The organism is Arthrobacter sp. J156, assembly GCF_056172865.1.
On the sequence record NZ_CM149650.1, the window covers coordinates 2,069,615 to 2,087,115 of the forward strand.

Consider the following 17,501-nt stretch of genomic DNA (forward strand, 5'->3'; position numbering starts at 1 on the left):
ATTGATGACTGCCAACCGCTCGGGGTAGGGTGGATTTGCTTGCTGTAGGCAAACAACCATGGATCGAGGTCACCACGCGTGGTGCAGCACCAGACGGGCCACTCCACTCCCGGCGAGAACACGCCCCTGCTCAAGACCTTTGGCCGACTCGCGCCGCAGCTGAAGCCCATCCTCCCGCGCCTGCTCCTCGGCTTCCTCTGCGCCCTGGCCGCCGGCGTCGTCGCCCTGACCATCCCGCAGGTCCTGCGCGGCCTCGTCAACTCGGTGCTGCACGCCGGCGGGGCGAGCACCGAGGTCTGGATCGCCGCGGGCGTCGTCGCGGGGCTCGGCCTCCTCGAGGCCGTTCTCGTCTACCTGCGCCGTGTCTTCGTCATCACGCCGGCCGCCCGGATCGAGACGCAGCTGCGCGTGAGGCTCTACCGCCACCTGCAGGACCTCCCCGTCGCCTTCCACGACAAGTGGGGCTCCGGCCAGCTCCTCTCCCGTTCCATGGCGGATCTCGGGCTGATCCGGCGCTGGCTCGCCTTCGGTTCCATCATGCTCGTCGTCGCCACGGTCACGGTCGTCGTCGGCCTCGTGCTGATGTTCTCCAGCAACTGGCTGCTCGGCACGATCTACCTCGCGGGCGCGATCCCGATCACGATCCGCGCCTTCTACTTCCGCAACGTCTTCCGCGCCGCGAGCCGGCTCAGCCAGGACCAGGCCGGCGACCTCGCCACAACGGTCGAGGAATCGGTGCACGGGATCCGCGTGCTCAAGGCGTTCGGCCGCGGCCGTCACGCCCTCGAGGGCTTCAGCGTCCAGGCCGAACGGCTGCGGGACACCGAGATCAGCAAGGCCCGCTCGCTCTCCGGCTTCCTGATGTTCGTGGTCTCCGTCCCGGAGATCACGCTCGGGATCGGCCTCTTCGTCGGCGTCTGGCTCACGGCCCGCGGCGAGCTCACGGTCGGCGAGGTCGTCGCGTTCTTCGCCACGGCCGCCGTGCTCGCGGGCCCCGTCGAGGGCATCGGCATGCTGCTGGGCATGACCCTGACCACCAAGACGGCGCTCGACCGCCACTACGACGTCATGGACACGCCCAACACCATCACCTCACCCGCCGCGGCCGAGGCCCCGGCCTCGCCGCGCGGACACCTCGAGCTGCGCGGGCTCTCCTTCCGCTTCCCCGACGCGAAGCCCGGTTCCACCCCCGTGCTGGACGGCGTGGACCTGGAGATCCTGCCCGGGGAGACGATGGCGCTCGTCGGCACGACGGGCAGCGGCAAGTCCACCCTCCTGCAGCTCGTGCCGCGGCTCTATGAGGCCACGGGAGGGCAGATCCTGCTGGACGGCGTGGACGTGCGCCGGTACGACGTCGAGGCGCTGCGGACCGCGATCGCCGTCGCCTTCGAGGACACGACCCTGTTCTCCTCCTCCATCCGGGACAACGTCCTGCTCGGGGCCCGCCCCTCGCCGGGCCAGTCCCCCGACGACGCGCTCGCCGAGGCCCTCGAGACGGCGCAGGCCGGCTTCGTCCACTCGCTGCCCGACGGCGTCGACACGCTCATCGGCGAGGAGGGCCTGTCCCTGTCCGGGGGCCAGCGGCAGCGGATCGCGCTCGCGCGGGCGATCGCGGCCAAGCCGCGGCTTCTGGTCCTCGACGACCCGCTCTCCGCCCTCGACGTCAAGACCGAGGAGGCCGTCACGGAGCGCCTGCGCGAGGTCCTCGCCCGGACCAGCACGCTGATCGTCGCCCACCGCCCGTCGACCGTCATGCTGGCCGACCGCGTGGCCCTGCTCGACGGCGGGAGGATCATCGACGTGGGCACCCACGCCGAGCTCCTGCGGCGCAGCGACCACTACCGCCATGTCATTGCCAGCCTCGACGAGCCGCCGAGCGTCGAAGAGGTCCTGGACGCCGGGGAGGAGAAGCGATGAGCGCAACACCGGAGAAGCCCCGCCACGGGGTCGCGGGCGAGGACCAGATCGTCCTGGACCGCGACGACCGCCAGCGCGTCCGCGCGCGTTCGTGGCGCCTGCTCGCGCTCCTCGCCGGCCCCCTGCGCGGAATGCTGGCCCTGACGATCGTCCTCGTCGTCGTCTCCAACCTGGCCCGCGCCTCGTTCCCACTCATCATCGCGTGGGCGATCGACTGGGCCCTGCCCGAGCTGATCGCCGGGCGGGCCGCCGCGCTCGGCGTGACGGGCGGCCTGTATCTCGTCGCCGCCGTGCTCGCGGGCGGCCTGCTCGGCTGGTACAACCTCTGCACGGCCAAGGTCAGCCAGGCGATGCTCCTGGACCTGCGCCTGCGCGTCTTCCGGCACACGCAGCGCCTGAGCCTCGAGTTCCATGAGAACTACACGTCCGGCCGCGTCATCTCCCGGCAGACCTCCGATCTGGAGACCCTGCGCGAGCTCCTGGACCAAGGCGTGTCCCAGCTCGTCTCCGGCGTCGTGTTCATCGTCTTCACGGCGGCGAGCATCTTCCTGCTGGACTGGCGCAGCGGGCTCGTCGTGCTCTGCGCGGCCGTGCCGATCGCCGTGGTCTTCCGCTGGTACCAGAAGCGCTCGGAACTGCTCTACCGCGAGTCCCGCGTGGTCTCCGCACGGCTCATCACGACGTTCGTGGAGACCATGACGGGCATCCGGGCGGTCAAGGCCTTCCGCCGGGAGCGGGAGAACAACGAGCGCTACGACGACGTCGCGGGCGAGTACCGGGACAACTCCATCCGCTCCATCAACCTCTTCGGGATCCTCCAGCCCACGCTCGTGCTGCTCGGCAACCTGACCGTGGCGACAGTGCTCCTGCTCGGCGGGTTCCGCGTCCTGGACGGCACGCTCGCCGTCGGCGTGCTCGTGGCCCTGCTGCTGGCCTGCAAGCGCGTCTTCCAGCCCGTGGAGTCCATCGCCATGTTCTACAGCTCCCTGCAGGCCGCCACGGCCGCGCTCGAGAAGGTCTCCGGCCTCCTCGAGGAGCAGCCGACCGTCGTCGAACCCTCCCAGCCGGTCCGGCTCGAGGATCCGCGCGGCGAGGTCCGCTTCGAGGACGTGGAGTTCGGCTACGGCGACGGGCCCGTCGTCATGCCCACGTTCTCCCTGGACATCCCGGCGGGGCAGACCGTCGCCGTGGTCGGCCAGACGGGCGCGGGCAAGTCCACGATCGCCAAGCTCGTCGCCCGGTTCTACGACGTCCGCTCCGGCGCCGTCACGCTCGACGGCGTCGACCTGCGCGGGCTCTCCAACGCGGACCTGCGCCGGGCCGTGGTCATGGTGACGCAGGAGGCCTTCCTGTTCTCCGGCTCCGTCGCCGAGAACATCGCCCTCGGCCGGCCCGGGGCCAGCCGGGAGGAGGTCGTCCTCGCGGCCCGGGCCGTCGGCGCCCACGAGTTCATCCTCTCCCTGCCCGACGGCTACGACACCGATGTGAACAAGCGCGGCGGCCGGGTCTCGGCGGGACAGCGCCAGCTGATCTCCTTCGCCCGGGCCTTCCTGGCCGATCCGGCCGTGCTGATCCTGGACGAGGCGACCTCCTCGCTCGACATCCCGAGCGAGCGGCTCGTGCAGGAGGGCCTGCGCAAGCTCCTGGGCCAGCGGACGGCGCTCATCATCGCGCACCGCCTCTCGACGGTCGAGATCGCCGACCGGGTGCTCGTGGTCCACGGCGGCCGGATCGTGGAGGACGGGACGCCGGCCGAGCTCGTCGCCGCGGACGGCCGCTTCGCCGCCCTGCACCGTGCCTGGAAGGACAGCCTGGTCTAGCTCCGGACGCGCCGGCGCCTCCCGCCACGTCACCGTGGGGGGAGGCGCCGTCGTGCGTCAGGGCGTCGGCATCTAGTGCGGCCAGTCGCCGACCTTAGCCGTGGTGGTGCTGTGCGGCCAGTCGCCGACATTGATGGTGGCGTGCGGCCAGTCGCCGACCTTGAGGGCGCGGTGCGGCCAATCGCCAACGGCCACGCTCTGGGTCGTCTCCGCCGAGGTGGTGGTCGCGTGCGGCCAGTCCCCCACTGCCAGGAAAGCGGCGCCGGCCAGGGCCGACGCTGCAGCGAACGCCGCAAAGAACTTCTTCATGCTCTACTCCTTCAAAAGGTACTCAACACAGCCCTTATCAAGTGGCGTTCCACTTAACATTCATTGTAAATTAGTGGAAACGCGATTCGTCAAGGGCTCGCTTTGATGCACTTGCCGGACTTAACCACCCGAGATTTCGACCATGCAAGCTAAGGGGCTCCATTGGGCATCAAATTCGGAGAGAAGCTGCGGCAGGCCCGCCTGCGGCACAAACTGACCCAGGCGCAGCTTGGTGCCGGCAAGTACTCCACGAGTTACATCTCCCTGCTGGAGACCGGCAGCCGCGAGCCCACCTCGGAGATCATCACGGAGCTCTCGGCCCGGCTGGAGCTGGACCGCGAGGTCATGGAGTCCTGGAACACCCCCGTCTCCGCCGACGAGGCAGAGTTCGTGCTGCTCGAGCACCGGGCCCGCCAGTCCTACCTCGCCCGCGAGTACACGGATGCGGAGGCCACGTCCATGGAGGCCGCGACGGTCGCCCTGCGCCTGAAGAACTCGAGCGCCTGGTGGAACATGATGTTCCTGCGCGCGGAGGCCCTGAGGGACCAGGGCCGCTTCGACGACTACCGCGCGGCCGCCGAGGAGGTGCTCACGCACCCGCTGACCGAGGAATCGCTCGCGCTCAAAGTGCGCGCCGAGACGCTCGTCGCGAATGCCTACCTGGGCCTGGGAAAGCTCCACATCGCCGTCGAACACGCCCTCAAGGCCGTCGAACAGGGCCGCGAGCTCCCGGGCGACTCGCTCATCTACATCGGCTCCCTCTACGCGCTGATCGCCTCGCTCGCCGAGTCCGGCCAGCTCGAGCAGGCCTGGTCCACGTGCCAGACGCTGTCCGAGGCCGTCGCCCAGGGCGCGCCGAGCCAGACGGCGGGCAGCGCCTACTGGGCGATCGGCAATGTCGCCTTCAAGCGCCAGGACATCGAGGCCGGGCTGCTCAACCACCGCCTCGCCGCCGAGCGCCTGCGCCCCGCGAGCGACATCGAGCTGTGGGCGCGCTTCAACAAGGCCTCGGCCTCGATGCGCCTCGCCGCCGGCGTCGTCGAGGAGGAGACGCTGCAGTGCATCGAGCGGGCCGAGCTGGCCCTGAGCGTCATCGGCGGCAATCCGGCCGAGTCCCTCGAGCTCCAGCTGATCCGCGGCCGCTGGCTGCACCTGAACGGCCAGCCGGACCAGGCCCTCGAGCAGCTCGAGCCGGTCATCGAGGGCCGCGAGCTCCTGTCCCAGCACCTCCAGGGCGAGCTGGACCTGCTCACGGCCCGCTCCCTCGTGGGCACGGGCCGGCCCCAGGACGCCCTCGAGCACCTCGCGAGCGCCCAGCGGGCCTTCGCCTCGGCCGGGTCGCCGGACCGTGCCTCCCTCGCGATCGAGCTCGCCACGGAGATCCGCTCCTCCAAGCGCTGAGGCGCGCCCGTGCGTCGGAACCCGGGGCGCCTCGTGGACGCTCAGGCGCTGAAGGCCCGCCCGGTGAGGCGCTCGTAGGCCTCGACATAGCGGGCGCGCGTGCGCTCGACGACGTCGGCGGGCAGCGCCGGAGGCTGCTCGCCGGACGCCTTGTCCCAACCGGAGTCCGGTCCCGTGAGCCAGTCGCGCACGTACTGCTTGTCGAACGACGGCTGGGCGCGGCCGGGGGCGTAGAGCGCGGCGTCCCAGAACCGCGAGGAGTCCGGGGTGAGCACCTCGTCGCCGAGCGTCACGGCGCCCGTGGCGGGGTCCACGCCGAACTCGACCTTGGTGTCGGCGAGGATGATCCCGCGCTCGCGGGCCACGGCCTCCGCGCTCGTGTAGACCTCGAGCGTCAGCCGGCGCAGCTCGTTCGCGGCGTCGGCGCCCACGAGCTGTTCGACCTGGGCGTAGCTGATGTTCTCGTCGTGCTCGCCGACCTCGGCCTTGGCCGACGGCGTGAAGAGCGCGGGTTCGAGGCGCGAGCCGTCCACGAGGCCCTCGGGCAGCGGCAGCGAGCACACGGTCCGCGAGGCCCGGTACTCCGCCAGGCCCGAGCCGGTCAGGTAGCCGCGGGCGATGCACTCGACCGGGAACATCTCCAGCTTGCGGCACACCATGGCCCGCCCGGCGACGGCCTCGGGGACATCGGTGGAGAGGACGTGGTTGGCGATCCCGCCGAGGGTCTCGAACCACCACAGGCTCAACTGGGTCAGCACCTTGCCCTTGTCCGGGATCTCGGTGTCCAGGACGAAGTCGTAGGCGCTGATCCGGTCGCTCGCGACGACGAGCACGCGGTCGTCGAGGGCGGGGTCCTCGGGCGCGTAGAGGTCGCGCACCTTGCCGGAGTACACGTGCCTCCAGCCGTCCAGCACGGCGGCCCGTGCCGCGAAGCCGGCCATCAGAGGGATCCCCCGCCGCCGTGGCCCGTGCCCGGCAACCCGGGCTCGATCCCGCCCTGCGCCGCCTTGAGCGCGATGTCCGTGCGGAACTGGCCGCCGTCGATCCGGATCTTCGCGACGCCGGCGTAGGCGGCCTCGCGCGCGGCGTCGAGCCCCTCGCCGAGCCCGACGACGGCGAGCACGCGCCCGCCCGCGGTGGCGACCGCCCCGTCGTCGTCCAGCGCGGTGCCAGCGTGCAGGACCGAGACGCCGGGCAGCGCCGCGGCCTCCTCGAGGCCCCCGATCACGTCGCCCGTGCGCGGGGTCCCGGGGTAGCCGGCCGAGGCGAGCACGACGCCCACGGCCGTCTCGCTGCGCCAGCGCAGCTGCTCGGCGTCGTCGAGCGTGCCGCGCGCCGCGGCGAGCAGCACGCCGCCGAGCGGGGTCTTGAGCCGGGCGAGGACCGCCTGGGTCTCGGGATCGCCGAAGCGCGCGTTGAACTCGATCACGCGCACGCCGCGGCGGGTCAGCGCCAGACCGCAATACAGCACGCCCGTGAACGGGGTGCCGCGGCTGGCCATCTCGCGGATCACGGGGTAGGCGACGCGCTCCATGACCTCGTCGACGAAGCCCACGGGCAGCCACGGGAGCGGCGTGTAGGCGCCCATGCCTCCCGTGTTGGGGCCCTCGTCGCCGTCGAAGATGCGCTTGAAGTCCTGGGCCGGGGCCAGGGGGACGGCGTGCTTGCCGTCGGAGATGACGAAGAGGGAGACCTCGGGGCCGTCCAGGAACTCCTCGATCACCACGGTGCCGCCGGCGGCGAAACAGGCCTCGGCGTGGGCGAGGGCCTCCGCGCGGTCCTGGGTGACCACGACGCCCTTGCCGGCGGCGAGCCCGTCGTCCTTGACGACGTAGGGGGCGCCGAAGGCGTCGAGCGCGTCGGCCGCCTCCTCGGCGTTCTCGGCGACGCGGGCCATGGCCGTGGGCACGCCGGCCTCCGCCATGACCTCCTTCGCGAACGCCTTGGAGGCCTCGAGCCGGGCCGCGGCCCGGGTGGGCCCGAAGACGGGGATGCCGGCCTCGGCGAGCGCATCGGCGACGCCAGCGGCGAGCGGGGCCTCGGGTCCGACGACGACGAGGTCGGAGCCGAGCGCGCGGGCCAGGGTCACGACGGCGGCCGGGTCCTGGGCGTCGACGGGCCGGACCTCGACGTCCTGGGCGATCCCGGCGTTACCCGGGGCGCAGACCACGGACTCGACGTAGGGGTCGGCGAGCAGGGAGCGGACAAGGGCGTGTTCGCGGCCACCGGGGCCGATGACGAGTACCTTCACGATCCCCCAGCCTACCGGGGATCGCCCGCGCCGCGGGGGTCGTAGGCTGTCATCATGCGTGAGGAAACACGGTGGGAAGCCAAGGTCCGCGCCTCGCCCGGGCATTCGCAGTGGTACATCGACCGCTTCGCCGCGATGCGCGCCGAGGGCGCGGACCTCGACGGCGAGGCGCGGACGGTGGACGCGATGCTGCCGCGCGGGGCCCGCGTGCTCGACGCCGGGTGCGGGCCGGGGCGCGTCGGCGGCGCGCTCGCCGCCCGCGGCCACCGGGTGCTCGGCGTGGACGTGGATCCGGCGCTCATCGCGGCCGCGCGGGCCGATCACCCCGGCTCCGATTGGCGCGTGGGGGACCTCGCGGAGCTGGATCTGGCGGACGACGCCGGTGCCCCGCTCCGCTTCGACCTCGCCGTCTGCGCGGGGAACGTCCTGCTCTTCATCGCCCCGGCTTCAGGGGCCCGGGTGCTGGGCCGGATCCGTGAGCACCTGGCCGAGGACGGGCGCCTCGTCGTCGGCTTCGGCCTGGACCGGGGGTACGCTCCCGGGGAGTTCGCGGCCGACGCCGCCGCGGCGGGCCTCGTCGTCGACGCCCGCTTCTCCACGTGGGAGCTGCGCCCCTTCACGCCCGGCTCGGACTTCCTCGTCGCGTTCCTCTCCCCCGCCCCGTAGCCTTCGCCCGACGCCCGGGCGCGGCCCCGGCGTCGTCCCCCTCGGCCCGGACCCGGTCCGCCGCGCCCCTAGACTGGGAGTCATGCCCGAAACCTTCACCTCGGCCGATGCCGTGGACCTTGCCGTCGTCGACCGGAACGGCTTCGTCGAGTCGCGCCACCAGGGCACGGCCGTCGTCGTGGGTCCGGGCGGCGACGTCCTGCTCGAGCTCGGCGACGGCGCCGCCCCCGTCTTCCCGCGATCGACCCTCAAGCCGTTCCAGGCCCTGGCCTCGATGCAGTCCGGCGTCCCGCTGCGCGGCGCCGAGGTGGCCCTGGCCTGCGCGAGCCACGTGGGCAGCCGCGAGCACATGGACCTCGCCGCGTCCATGCTGGCCAAGGCGGGGCTCGACGAGTCCGCGCTGCGCTGCCCCGAGGCGTGGCCCCAGCACGAGGCGACGCGGACGGAGCTCGTGCGCTCCGGAGCCGCACGCTCGCGACTCGCCTTCAACTGCTCCGGCAAGCATGCCGCGTTCCTCTGGGCCTGCACGGAGAACGGCTGGGACACGGAGTCCTACCTGGACCCGGGGCACCCGCTGCAGCGCCGCGTGGTCGAGGTCGTCGAGGAATACGCCGACGAGCGGATCGCGCACCTCGCCGTCGACGGCTGCGGCGCCCCCGTTCCCGCGATCTCGCTGCGCGGGCTGGCCCGGGCGACCTCGCGGCTGTCCCGCTCACCCGGCAACAAGGCCTCCGACGCGCGGGCCACGACGATCGCCACCGCGATGCTCGACTACCCGTGGGCCGTCCACGGCCACGGCGAGGAGAACACGGTGGTCATGGAGGAGACGGGGGTCATCGCCAAGCTCGGGGCCGAGGGCGTGCTGATCCTCGGGGCACCGGACGGCACGGCCTGCGCGCTCAAGATGCTCGACGGCAACGGACGCGCCGCGACGCTCGTGGGGCTGACCCTGCTCGCCGCGGCTGGCGCCCTCGACACGCGGCGGCTCTCCACGGCCCTCGAGCTGACCAACCGGCCCGTCCTCGGCGGCGGACAGGCCGTGGGGCGGATCCGCCTCGCGGCCCCCGTCGTCGCCGTGCTGGACTGACCGTGGCCGTCAAGCGCCGCATTGCCGCTGACTCCGGGCTCGCCGCCCTGCGCGCCTGGCGCGGGGCCGGCTCGGACGTGGCGGCCGTGCCGCGGCCCTCCGCAGCGACCGCCGTCCGGTACGCCCTCGAGGAGCTCTCCGCGGCCGCCGAGGGCAACTCCGTGGAGGTCCGCGTCCCCCCGTTCGGCGTGGCCCAGTGCATCCCGGGCCCCCGCCACACGCGCGGCACGCCGCCGAACGTCGTCGAAACGGACGCCCAGACGTGGCTCGCGCTGGCCGCGGGGGACCTGTCATGGGACGAGGCCGTGGCGGCCGGCCGCGTCTCGGCTTCCGGGGTCCGCGCCTCGCTGTCCGGCGTGCTCCCGCTCTTCGGTACCCTTTAAGGCATGTCCACGCCTGATCCGACCCCCTCCCCCGACGGCCCCGCACACGACGACGGCCGCATCGAGGTCGAGGTCCGCAGCGCGCCGAGGTTCTGGCCGTTCCTCGGCGCAGGCGCCGCGCTCGGCATCCTCGCAGCGCTCGTCTCCGCCTACACGGGCGAGGAGAGCGCCGAGTTCACCCGCGCCGCCGTCGCGGGGTTCCTCGCGGTGCTCTTCGGGCTCGCCGGAGTGCTCGTGGGCGCGCTCGCCTACCTGGCCGTGGACCGGATCCTGCGCCAGCGCGCCCGGCACGGGACCGCGGTCCCCGTCGAGCCCGACGACGCCGCCTGAGCCGCCGCCCGGGCGCCGCGTCACGCGCGGGATCCGGGGGCGCGGGCACGCGGACCGCATGAGAGAATGGTGCACATGGCGCGTGGTGACGGAAGACTTTCGCATGATCTCTTGCCCGACGAGAAGGGGCCGCAGGACGAGTGCGGCGTCTTCGGCGTCTGGGCACCCGGCGAGGACGTCGCCAAGCTGACCTACTACGGCCTCTACGCCCTGCAGCACCGCGGCCAGGAGTCGGCCGGCATCGCCACCTCCGACGGCAAGCGGATCAACGTCTACAAGGACATGGGTCTGGTCTCCCAGGTGTTCGACGAGAACACGCTGAACTCCATGACCGGGCACATCGCCATCGGCCACTGCCGCTATTCGACGACGGGCGCGAGCCACTGGGCCAACGCCCAGCCGACCCTCGGCGCGACGGCCGAGGGCACGGTCGCCCTGGCCCACAACGGCAACCTCATCAACACGGCCGAGCTCATGGAGATGGTCGTCTCCGAGCAGGGCAGCAAGTTCCGCGGCGAGCTCGCCCAGGGCAACACGACGGACACGGCGCTCGTCACGGCGCTCCTGCGCGGCGAGGAGGGGACCTCCCTCGAGGAGACGACGCTGAAGCTGCTGCCGAAGCTGCGCGGCGCCTTCTGCTTCGTCATGATGAACGAGGGCACGCTCTACGCCGCCCGGGATCCGCACGGCGTCCGCCCGCTCGTCCTGGGCCGCCTCGAGCGCGGCTGGGTCGTGGCCTCGGAGCAGGCCGGCCTGGCCACGGTCGGTGCGAGCTTCATCCGCGAGATCGAGCCCGGCGAGTTCATCGCGATCGACGAGGACGGCATCCGCACGCAGCGCTTCGCGGAGGCCACGCCATCCCATTGCGTCTTCGAGTACGTCTACCTGGCCCGCCCGGACGCCGCGATCAACGGCCGCTCCGTGTACGAGTCGCGCGTCGAAATGGGCCGCCAGCTGGCCCGCGAGAACCACGCCGAGGCGGACATCGTCATCCCCGTCCCCGAATCCGGCACCCCGGCGGCGATCGGCTACGCCGAGGAGTCCGGGATCCCGTTCGCGCACGGCTTCGTGAAGAACGCGTACGTGGGCCGCACCTTCATCCAGCCCTCGCAGACCCTGCGCCAGCTCGGGATCCGGCTCAAGCTCAACGCGCTCGAGCCCGTCATCAAGGGAAAGCGCGTCGTCGTCGTCGACGACTCGATCGTCCGCGGAAACACCCAGCGGGCGATCGTGCGGATGCTGCGCGAGGCCGGCGCGGCCGCGGTGCACGTGAAGATCTCCTCTCCGCCCGTGAAGTGGCCGTGCTTCTACGGCATCGACTTCGCCTCCCGGGCCGAGCTCATCGCCAACGGCGCCACGATCGACGAGATCACGACGTCCATCGGCGCCGACTCCCTCGCGTACATCTCCGAGGACGGCATGATCGGGGCCACGCGGCAGGAGCGGAGCCGCCTGTGCACCGCCTGCTTCACGGGCGACTACCCGATCGACCTGCCCGCCGCCGACCGCCTCGGCAAGAACCTCCTGGAGCGGGCCAACGCGGGCGTCTCCGACGGCTGCGATCCGGGACCGGACGCGGAGCTCGAGGCCTCGCTGACCGCCGCCGACAAGACCCCCAGCACCAAGTAAGGACGCGCACCGCATGACCTCCCCCACCCCGCAGCAGCCCGCCGGCATCACCTACGCCTCCGCCGGCGTCGACGTCGAGGCGGGCGACCGCGCCGTCGAACTCATGAAGGGGGCCATCAAGGCCACGCACAACGACTCGGTACTCGGGGGCGTCGGCGGATTCGCGGGGCTCTACGACGCCTCGCGCCTGCTCTCCTACAAGAAGCCGCTCCTCGCGACCTCCACGGACGGCGTCGGGACCAAGGTCGCGATCGCCCAGGCCATGGACATCCACCACACGATCGGCCACGACCTCGTCGGCATGGTCGTCGACGACATCGTCGTGGTCGGCGCCGAGCCCCTGTTCATGACCGACTACATCGCGTGCGGCAAGGTGGTCCCGGAGCGGATCGCCGACATCGTCCGTGGCATCGCCGAGGCCTGCACGCTCGCCGGGACCGCCCTCGTCGGCGGCGAGACCGCCGAGCACCCGGGCCTGCTCGGCGAGCACGAATACGACGTGGCGGGCGCCGCCACGGGTGTCGTCGAGGCGGACGCCCTCCTCGGCCCCGAGCGCGTGCGCACGGGAGACGTCGTGATCGGCATGGCGGCCTCCGGCATCCACTCCAACGGCTACTCCCTGGTCCGCCGCGTCGTCAACCACGCGGGCTGGGCCCTGGACCGCGAGGTCTCCGAGCTGGGGCGCACCCTCGGCGAGGAGCTCCTCGAGCCGACCCGCATCTACACGGCCGACTGCCTGGACCTGGTCCGCACGCTCAACGGCCCGGCCGCCGCGCCCGTCCACGGCTTCAGCCACGTCACGGGCGGCGGGCTGGCCGCGAACCTGGCCCGCGTCCTGCCGCGGGGCCTCATGGCGACGGTCGACCGCTCCACGTGGGAGCTGCCCGCCGTGTTCCGTCTGGTCTCCGAGCTCGGCGGCGTCCCGCAGGCCGACCTCGAGCGCACGCTCAACCTCGGCGTGGGCATGGTCGCCATCGTCGACGCCGCGTCCGCGGACGCCGCGATCGCGCGCCTGAACGGCCGCGGCATGCCGGCCTGGGCCATGGGAACCGTCGGCGCGCTCGACGACGCCGCGGCCTCCGCCGGGCCCGACTTCGTCCAGGGCGCCAAGGGCGTCGACGGCGGCGCAGTGCTGATGCGCGGCGAGTACGCGGCCAGCCGCTAGTTCCCGGGGCCCCGGTCCCGGGGTGCCAATCCCCCGACGTCCTCGAGCAGCTGCTCGAGGGCCGGGGCGACGCGCGTGCGCCAGCGCCAGTCGGCCTTGGCGTCCCCGCGCGTGGGCCCGCCGTTGATGATCCCCACCTGCTTTCCGGCGCGGACCGCGTCGAGGAGCAGCTTGTACCCGCTCATCACGGCCAGGCTGGAGCCGACCACGAGCAGACTGGATGACTTGTCCTCCAGTCGTGCAATCTCCTCTTTGCGGGCCGCGGGGACGCCCTCGCCGAAGTAGACGACGTCCGGCTTGAGTTCCTCGCTGCCGCAGTTCAGGCAGCCCACCATCCGGAACTCGTCGACGTGGCGCGCCTCGAGGGTCACGTCGCCGTCGGGGTTCACGAGGGAGGGGTCGAGCTCGATCCGCTCGACGTAGCCGGGATTGGCGGCGTCGAGCCGCGCGTCGAGCGCATCGCGGTCCTCGACGAAGCCGCACACGAGGCAGCCCACGCGGTCGAGGTCGCCGTGAAGCGCGACGACGGTGGAGGAACCGCCGCGGGCGTGCAGCCCGTCGACGTTCTGCGTGACGATCCCCGTGGCCCAGCCGCGGCGCTCGAACTCGGCGAGCGCATGGTGCGCCGCGTTCGGCTCGGAGCCGGCCATGTGCCGCCACCCCACGAAGCTGCGGGCCCAGTAGCGGTGCCGCGCGCCGGCGTCGTACTTGAACTCCTGGAACGTCATGGGACGGTGCCGCTTGAGCGAGCCGTTGGGTCCCCGGTAGTCGGGGATGCCGGAATCCGTGGACACGCCGGCGCCGGTCAGGAGCAGCACCGAACCCCGGGAGAGCATGCGCGCGATCCCGTCGCGCGCCGTCCCGGGGTCCTGTGGTTCTACGGAGTCGTCCACGACGCGTGCGATCGAACGCAACGCGGCCCGGTGGGCGTTCTCGATGGCCAGCCGCTCACCCGATGCGGCGCTGCTCGTCCTCTTCGTCATCGTCCGAATACTTCGCTCCGTACTCCGCGTAGTCGGCGTCGTAGGAATCCTCGGCATGCGTGGTCGAGGCACCGGCACGACTGCGGGTGCCTCCGAGCTCGCGCTGGAGAGCGGACAGATCGGTGGCCGGGGAATAGTACTTCATATCCCGGGCCTGACGTGTCGCTTTTGCCTTCTGACGGCCGCGCCCCATGGCGTGACCCCCTTTTTTCGGTAGATCCGGTGGTGGTTCCCTGCTAGAGAGGAAAGGCCCCGGAATATGTGACTGGTTCGTTCGTATTTCTAGGTTAACATGATTCGCCCCCGATCGCCGTCTCCGCGCGGTGCGGTGGCGGCTACAGTGGAAGGGACGCCAGAGAGCCCAGCCCACCGCAGGGAGCCGCAGTGGAGGAGCCACACCGCAGCGAGCCGAGCCCGTACCAGCCGGCCCGTCCAGCGCAGACCCAGGTCCGCCCGATCTGGGGCCTGTCGCCCGTCTGGCTCGTCGTCGCCGCACTCGCCGTCGTCCTGCTCGTCGTCTACGCGACCGGCCGCCTCGTCGAGGCCGGAAGCGCCGGGGAATCCCCCGCCGCCGAGGTCGAACGCTCCGCCCCCGGCATCGACGGGATCATCGCCCGCGACGTCCCGGCCGAGCAGTTCCTGCCCGGGGACTGCCTCAGCGGCTTCACGGGGGCGCTCGAGCCGGCCACCGTCGTCGCCTGCACCACGCGGCACTCGGCGCAGCTCATCGGGATCGCGGAACTCGAGGACGGAGCCTACCCCGGCGACGGCGAGATCGCCGCCGCCGCCGAGGCCTCCTGCAAGGAGATCCAGCTCGACCCCGACGCCGTGACGGCGGGGCGGTGGAACTACGAGTTCAGCCGCCCCTCGCAGGGGACGTGGCAGGCCGGGGACCGGAGCGTCGCGTGCTTCCTGGTCCTCGTGGAGGGCACGGTCAGCCGTTCGCTCCTGCCGCCCGACGGGACGTGAGCGCGAGCTCGGTGCCGTCCTCGGACACGGCCACCTCGACGACGTCGCCGTCCGCGATCGAGCCGTCGAGCAGGCCCCGCGCCAAGCGGTCGCCGATCTGGCGCTGGACGAGCCGCCGCAGCGGGCGGGCGCCGTAGGCCGGGTCGAATCCGGCGAGGGCGAGCCATTCGCGGGCCGCGGAGCCGACCTCGAGCTCCAGGCGCCGCCCGGCCAGGCGCCGGGCAAGCGAGGCGACCTGCAGGTCCACGATGGACCCGAGCTCCTCGACCGTGAGCGGCTCGAACATCACGACCTCGTCGAGCCGGTTCAGGAACTCGGGCTTGAACGAGGAGTTCACGACGTTCATGACCGCGTCCTTGCGCGCCTGCTCCGGGATCGACTGGTCCACGAGGAACTGCGAGCCGAGGTTGGACGTCAGGACCAGGATGACGTTGCGGAAGTCCACCGTCCGGCCCTGCCCGTCCGTGAGGCGCCCGTCGTCGAGGACCTGCAGCAGCAGGTCGAAGACCTCCGGGTGGGCCTTCTCGACCTCGTCGAGCAGGAGGACGGAGTAGGGCCGGCGGCGCACGGCCTCCGTCAGCTGACCGCCCTCCTCGTAGCCGACGTATCCCGGGGGCGCCCCGACGAGGCGCGCCACGCTGTGCTTCTCCGAGTACTCGGACATGTCGATCCGGACCATCGCGCGCTCGTCGTCGAAGAGGAAGTCGGCGAGGGACTTGGCGAGCTCCGTCTTGCCGACGCCCGTGGGCCCGAGGAAGAGGAACGAGCCCGTGGGGCGGTCCGGATCGGAGATCCCGGCGCGGGCGCGCCGCACGGCGTCGGAGACGGCCGCGACGGCCCGGGACTGGCCGATCAGGCGCCTACCCAGCAGCGATTCCATCTCGAGCAGCTTCCGCCCCTCGCCCTGCAGCATGCGGCCGGCGGGAATCCCGGTCCACGCCTCGATGACCTCCGCGATGTCCTCCGCCGTGACCTCGTCGGAGACCATCGACTCGCCGGCCTCCTGCTGCTCCGCGGCCTGCGCGGCGTCGAGCTCGCGCTGCAGCTCCGGGATCTCCCCGTAGAGCAGGCGGGAGGCGCGCTCGAGGTCGCCCTCGCGCTGCAGGACGTCGGCCTGCGAGCGCAGCCCGTCCAGACGCACCTTGAGGTCGCCGACCCGGTTCAGGCCGGCCTTCTCCGCCTCCCAGCGGGCGTTGAGGGCATCGAGGTGCTCGCGCTTGTCGGCGAGGTCCGCGCGGAGGGCACCGAGGCGCTCGACGGAGCCGGGATCGGACTCGTCCTTGAGGGCGAGCTCCTCCATGGTCAGGCGGTCGACGGCGCGGCGCAGCTGGTCGATCTCCTCCGGCGCGGAGTCGATCTCCATGCGCAGCCGCGAGGCCGCCTCGTCGACGAGGTCGATCGCCTTGTCCGGCAGCTGGCGCCCGGAGATGTAGCGGTGGGAGAGCGTCGCGGCGGCGACGAGCGCGGCGTCGGCGATCTCGACCTTGTGGTGGGCCTCGTAGCGCTCCTTGAGCCCGCGCAGGATCCCGATCGTGTCCTCGACGCTCGGCTCGCCCACATAGACCTGCTGGAAGCGGCGCTCGAGGGCCGGGTCCTTCTCGACGTTCTCGCGGTATTCGTCCAGGGTCGTGGCGCCGATGAGGCGCAGCTCGCCGCGGGCCAGCATGGGCTTGAGCATGTTGGACGCGTCCATGGCTCCCTCGGAGGCCCCGGCCCCGACCACGGTGTGCAGCTCGTCGATGAAGGTCACGACTTGGCCGTCGGAGGCCTTGATCTCTTCGAGGACGGCCTTGAGCCGCTCCTCGAACTCGCCACGGTACTTGGCACCGGCGATCATGGCGCCGAGGTCGAGCGCGATGAGGGTCTTGCCCTTGAGGGACTCCGGGACGTCGCCGGCGACGATGCGCTGGGCGAGCCCCTCGACGACCGCGGTCTTGCCGACGCCGGGCTCGCCGATGAGGACGGGATTGTTCTTGGTGCGGCGGGAGAGCACCTGGACGACGCGGCGGATCTCGGCGTCGCGGCCGATGACGGGGTCCAGCCGCCCGGCCCGCGCCGTGGCGGTGAGGTCGGTCCCGTACTTCTCGAGGGCCTGGAAGGTGCCCTCGGGATCCGGCCCGTCGACCGTGCGGCCCGCACGGATCGCCCCCAGGGCGGCCCGGAGCGCCTCGGGCGTGGCCCCGGCCTCGCGCAGCACGGTCCCGGCCGGACCGGGATCGGCGGCGAGCGCGAGGAGCAGGATCTCGGCGGACACGTAGGCGTCCCCCTGCTCGGCGGCGAGTGCCTGGGCCGTGGCGACGAGCTGCAGGAAGGTCCGCGAGTACTGGGCCTGGGCCACGGAGGTGCCCGAGCTGGAGGGCAGGGCCTTGATCGCGGAGCTCGCGCGCACGGAGACCGCGTCGGGGTCGATCCCGGCCTCGCGCAGCAGCGCGACGGCGAGCGATTCCCGCTTGTCCATCAGCGCCTTGAGCAGGTGGGCGGGTTCGACCTGCGGGTTGCCCGCGGTCGAGGCGTTCATGCCGGCGGCGGACAGCGCCTCCTGGCTCTGGGTGGTGAATTTGGCGTCCACGGGGTTCCTCTCTCTGCACGGA

Annotated in this window: 16 protein-coding genes; 10 read left to right on the forward strand and 6 right to left on the reverse strand. The window is 72.2% G+C overall.

Features of this window, described 5'->3' with window-relative positions; genetic code table 11:
• The first annotated feature begins 81 nt into the window (after nt 1-81).
• Nucleotides 82-1,917 (forward strand): ABC transporter ATP-binding protein, encoded by a 1,836-nt coding sequence (locus AC0QR5_RS09425; RefSeq protein ID WP_329861893.1) that lies wholly within the window; start codon nt 82-84, stop codon nt 1,915-1,917.
• On the forward strand, nt 1,914-3,737 hold the full coding sequence (locus AC0QR5_RS09430) for an ABC transporter ATP-binding protein (RefSeq protein ID WP_329861864.1): 1,824 nt from the start codon (nt 1,914-1,916) through the stop codon (nt 3,735-3,737). Before AC0QR5_RS09425 ends, AC0QR5_RS09430 begins: the two co-directional genes overlap by 4 nt.
• Before the next feature lie 72 nt (nt 3,738-3,809).
• Here the strand turns inward: AC0QR5_RS09430 and AC0QR5_RS09435 are convergent, their stop codons facing one another.
• Nucleotides 3,810-4,046, reverse strand: a complete 237-nt coding sequence (locus AC0QR5_RS09435; protein WP_329861865.1) for a hypothetical protein — start codon at nt 4,044-4,046, stop codon at nt 3,810-3,812.
• A 162-nt stretch (nt 4,047-4,208) separates the two neighbouring features.
• Between AC0QR5_RS09435 and AC0QR5_RS09440 the strand changes: the two genes are divergently transcribed.
• Nucleotides 4,209-5,447 (forward strand): helix-turn-helix transcriptional regulator, encoded by a 1,239-nt coding sequence (locus tag AC0QR5_RS09440; RefSeq protein ID WP_329861866.1) that lies wholly within the window; start codon nt 4,209-4,211, stop codon nt 5,445-5,447.
• 41 nt (nt 5,448-5,488) lie between these two features.
• Here the strand turns inward: AC0QR5_RS09440 and AC0QR5_RS09445 are convergent, their stop codons facing one another.
• Entirely contained in the window at nt 5,489-6,388 is a 900-nt protein-coding gene (locus AC0QR5_RS09445; protein WP_329861867.1) for a phosphoribosylaminoimidazolesuccinocarboxamide synthase, read from the reverse strand.
• Complete coding sequence (purD, locus tag AC0QR5_RS09450; RefSeq protein ID WP_329861868.1) at nt 6,388-7,698, reverse strand: phosphoribosylamine--glycine ligase; 1,311 nt, start codon at nt 7,696-7,698, stop codon at nt 6,388-6,390. Before purD ends, AC0QR5_RS09445 begins: the two co-directional genes overlap by 1 nt.
• 54 nt (nt 7,699-7,752) lie before the next feature.
• Here purD and AC0QR5_RS09455 point away from each other — a divergent pair, with 54 nt between their 5' ends.
• From AC0QR5_RS09455 to purM, 6 genes are all read left to right on the forward strand, one after another.
• Nucleotides 7,753-8,364, forward strand: coding sequence for a class I SAM-dependent methyltransferase (locus AC0QR5_RS09455; protein WP_329861869.1), 612 nt, complete (start codon nt 7,753-7,755; stop codon nt 8,362-8,364).
• An 82-nt stretch (nt 8,365-8,446) separates the two neighbouring features.
• On the forward strand, nt 8,447-9,451 hold the full coding sequence (locus AC0QR5_RS09460) for an asparaginase (RefSeq protein ID WP_329861870.1): 1,005 nt from the start codon (nt 8,447-8,449) through the stop codon (nt 9,449-9,451).
• Nucleotides 9,452-9,453: 2 nt separating this feature from the next.
• Nucleotides 9,454-9,834, forward strand: coding sequence for a sterol carrier family protein (locus tag AC0QR5_RS09465; RefSeq protein ID WP_329861871.1), 381 nt, complete (start codon nt 9,454-9,456; stop codon nt 9,832-9,834).
• Between the two features lie 3 nt (nt 9,835-9,837).
• Entirely contained in the window at nt 9,838-10,164 is a 327-nt protein-coding gene (locus AC0QR5_RS09470) for a hypothetical protein (protein WP_329861872.1), read from the forward strand.
• Between the two features lie 75 nt (nt 10,165-10,239).
• Nucleotides 10,240-11,793 (forward strand): amidophosphoribosyltransferase, encoded by a 1,554-nt coding sequence (gene purF, locus AC0QR5_RS09475; protein ID WP_329861873.1) that lies wholly within the window; start codon nt 10,240-10,242, stop codon nt 11,791-11,793.
• Nucleotides 11,794-11,806: 13 nt separating this feature from the next.
• Nucleotides 11,807-12,958, forward strand: coding sequence for a phosphoribosylformylglycinamidine cyclo-ligase (purM, locus tag AC0QR5_RS09480; protein ID WP_329861874.1), 1,152 nt, complete (start codon nt 11,807-11,809; stop codon nt 12,956-12,958).
• On the opposite strand, the gene AC0QR5_RS09485 is transcribed toward purM, so the two are convergent.
• Both AC0QR5_RS09485 and AC0QR5_RS09490 read right to left on the reverse strand, forming a co-directional pair.
• Nucleotides 12,955-13,941, reverse strand: a complete 987-nt coding sequence (locus tag AC0QR5_RS09485) for a Sir2 family NAD-dependent protein deacetylase (protein WP_329861875.1) — start codon at nt 13,939-13,941, stop codon at nt 12,955-12,957. The genes purM and AC0QR5_RS09485 overlap by 4 nt on opposite strands.
• Entirely contained in the window at nt 13,907-14,134 is a 228-nt protein-coding gene (locus AC0QR5_RS09490; RefSeq protein ID WP_329861876.1) for a DUF3073 domain-containing protein, read from the reverse strand. The genes AC0QR5_RS09485 and AC0QR5_RS09490 overlap by 35 nt, the downstream gene beginning before the upstream one ends.
• A gap of 191 nt (nt 14,135-14,325) precedes the next feature.
• Between AC0QR5_RS09490 and AC0QR5_RS09495 the strand changes: the two genes are divergently transcribed.
• The gene (locus AC0QR5_RS09495) at nt 14,326-14,910 is read left to right on the forward strand and encodes a septum formation family protein (protein ID WP_329861877.1); all 585 of its coding nucleotides are present in this window, start codon (nt 14,326-14,328) and stop codon (nt 14,908-14,910) included.
• Here AC0QR5_RS09495 and clpB read toward each other — a convergent pair.
• Entirely contained in the window at nt 14,876-17,479 is a 2,604-nt protein-coding gene (clpB, locus tag AC0QR5_RS09500) for an ATP-dependent chaperone ClpB (protein ID WP_329861878.1), read from the reverse strand. The genes AC0QR5_RS09495 and clpB overlap by 35 nt on opposite strands.
• Between the last annotated feature and the right edge of the window lie 22 nt (nt 17,480-17,501).

Coding starts and splice junctions, on each gene's coding strand:
- AC0QR5_RS09490 (WP_329861876.1), bottom strand. CDS start 14,134: ATGGGGCGCGGCCGTCAGAAGGCAAAAGCGACACGTCAGGCCCGGGAT.
- AC0QR5_RS09445 (WP_329861867.1), bottom strand. CDS start 6,388: ATGGCCGGCTTCGCGGCACGGGCCGCCGTGCTGGACGGCTGGAGGCAC.
- AC0QR5_RS09430 (WP_329861864.1), top strand. CDS start 1,914: ATGAGCGCAACACCGGAGAAGCCCCGCCACGGGGTCGCGGGCGAGGAC.
- purM (WP_329861874.1), top strand. CDS start 11,807: ATGACCTCCCCCACCCCGCAGCAGCCCGCCGGCATCACCTACGCCTCC.
- purF (WP_329861873.1), top strand. CDS start 10,240: ATGGCGCGTGGTGACGGAAGACTTTCGCATGATCTCTTGCCCGACGAG.
- AC0QR5_RS09435 (WP_329861865.1), bottom strand. CDS start 4,046: ATGAAGAAGTTCTTTGCGGCGTTCGCTGCAGCGTCGGCCCTGGCCGGC.
- AC0QR5_RS09455 (WP_329861869.1), top strand. CDS start 7,753: ATGCGTGAGGAAACACGGTGGGAAGCCAAGGTCCGCGCCTCGCCCGGG.
- AC0QR5_RS09470 (WP_329861872.1), top strand. CDS start 9,838: ATGTCCACGCCTGATCCGACCCCCTCCCCCGACGGCCCCGCACACGAC.
- AC0QR5_RS09460 (WP_329861870.1), top strand. CDS start 8,447: ATGCCCGAAACCTTCACCTCGGCCGATGCCGTGGACCTTGCCGTCGTC.
- AC0QR5_RS09485 (WP_329861875.1), bottom strand. CDS start 13,941: ATGACGAAGAGGACGAGCAGCGCCGCATCGGGTGAGCGGCTGGCCATC.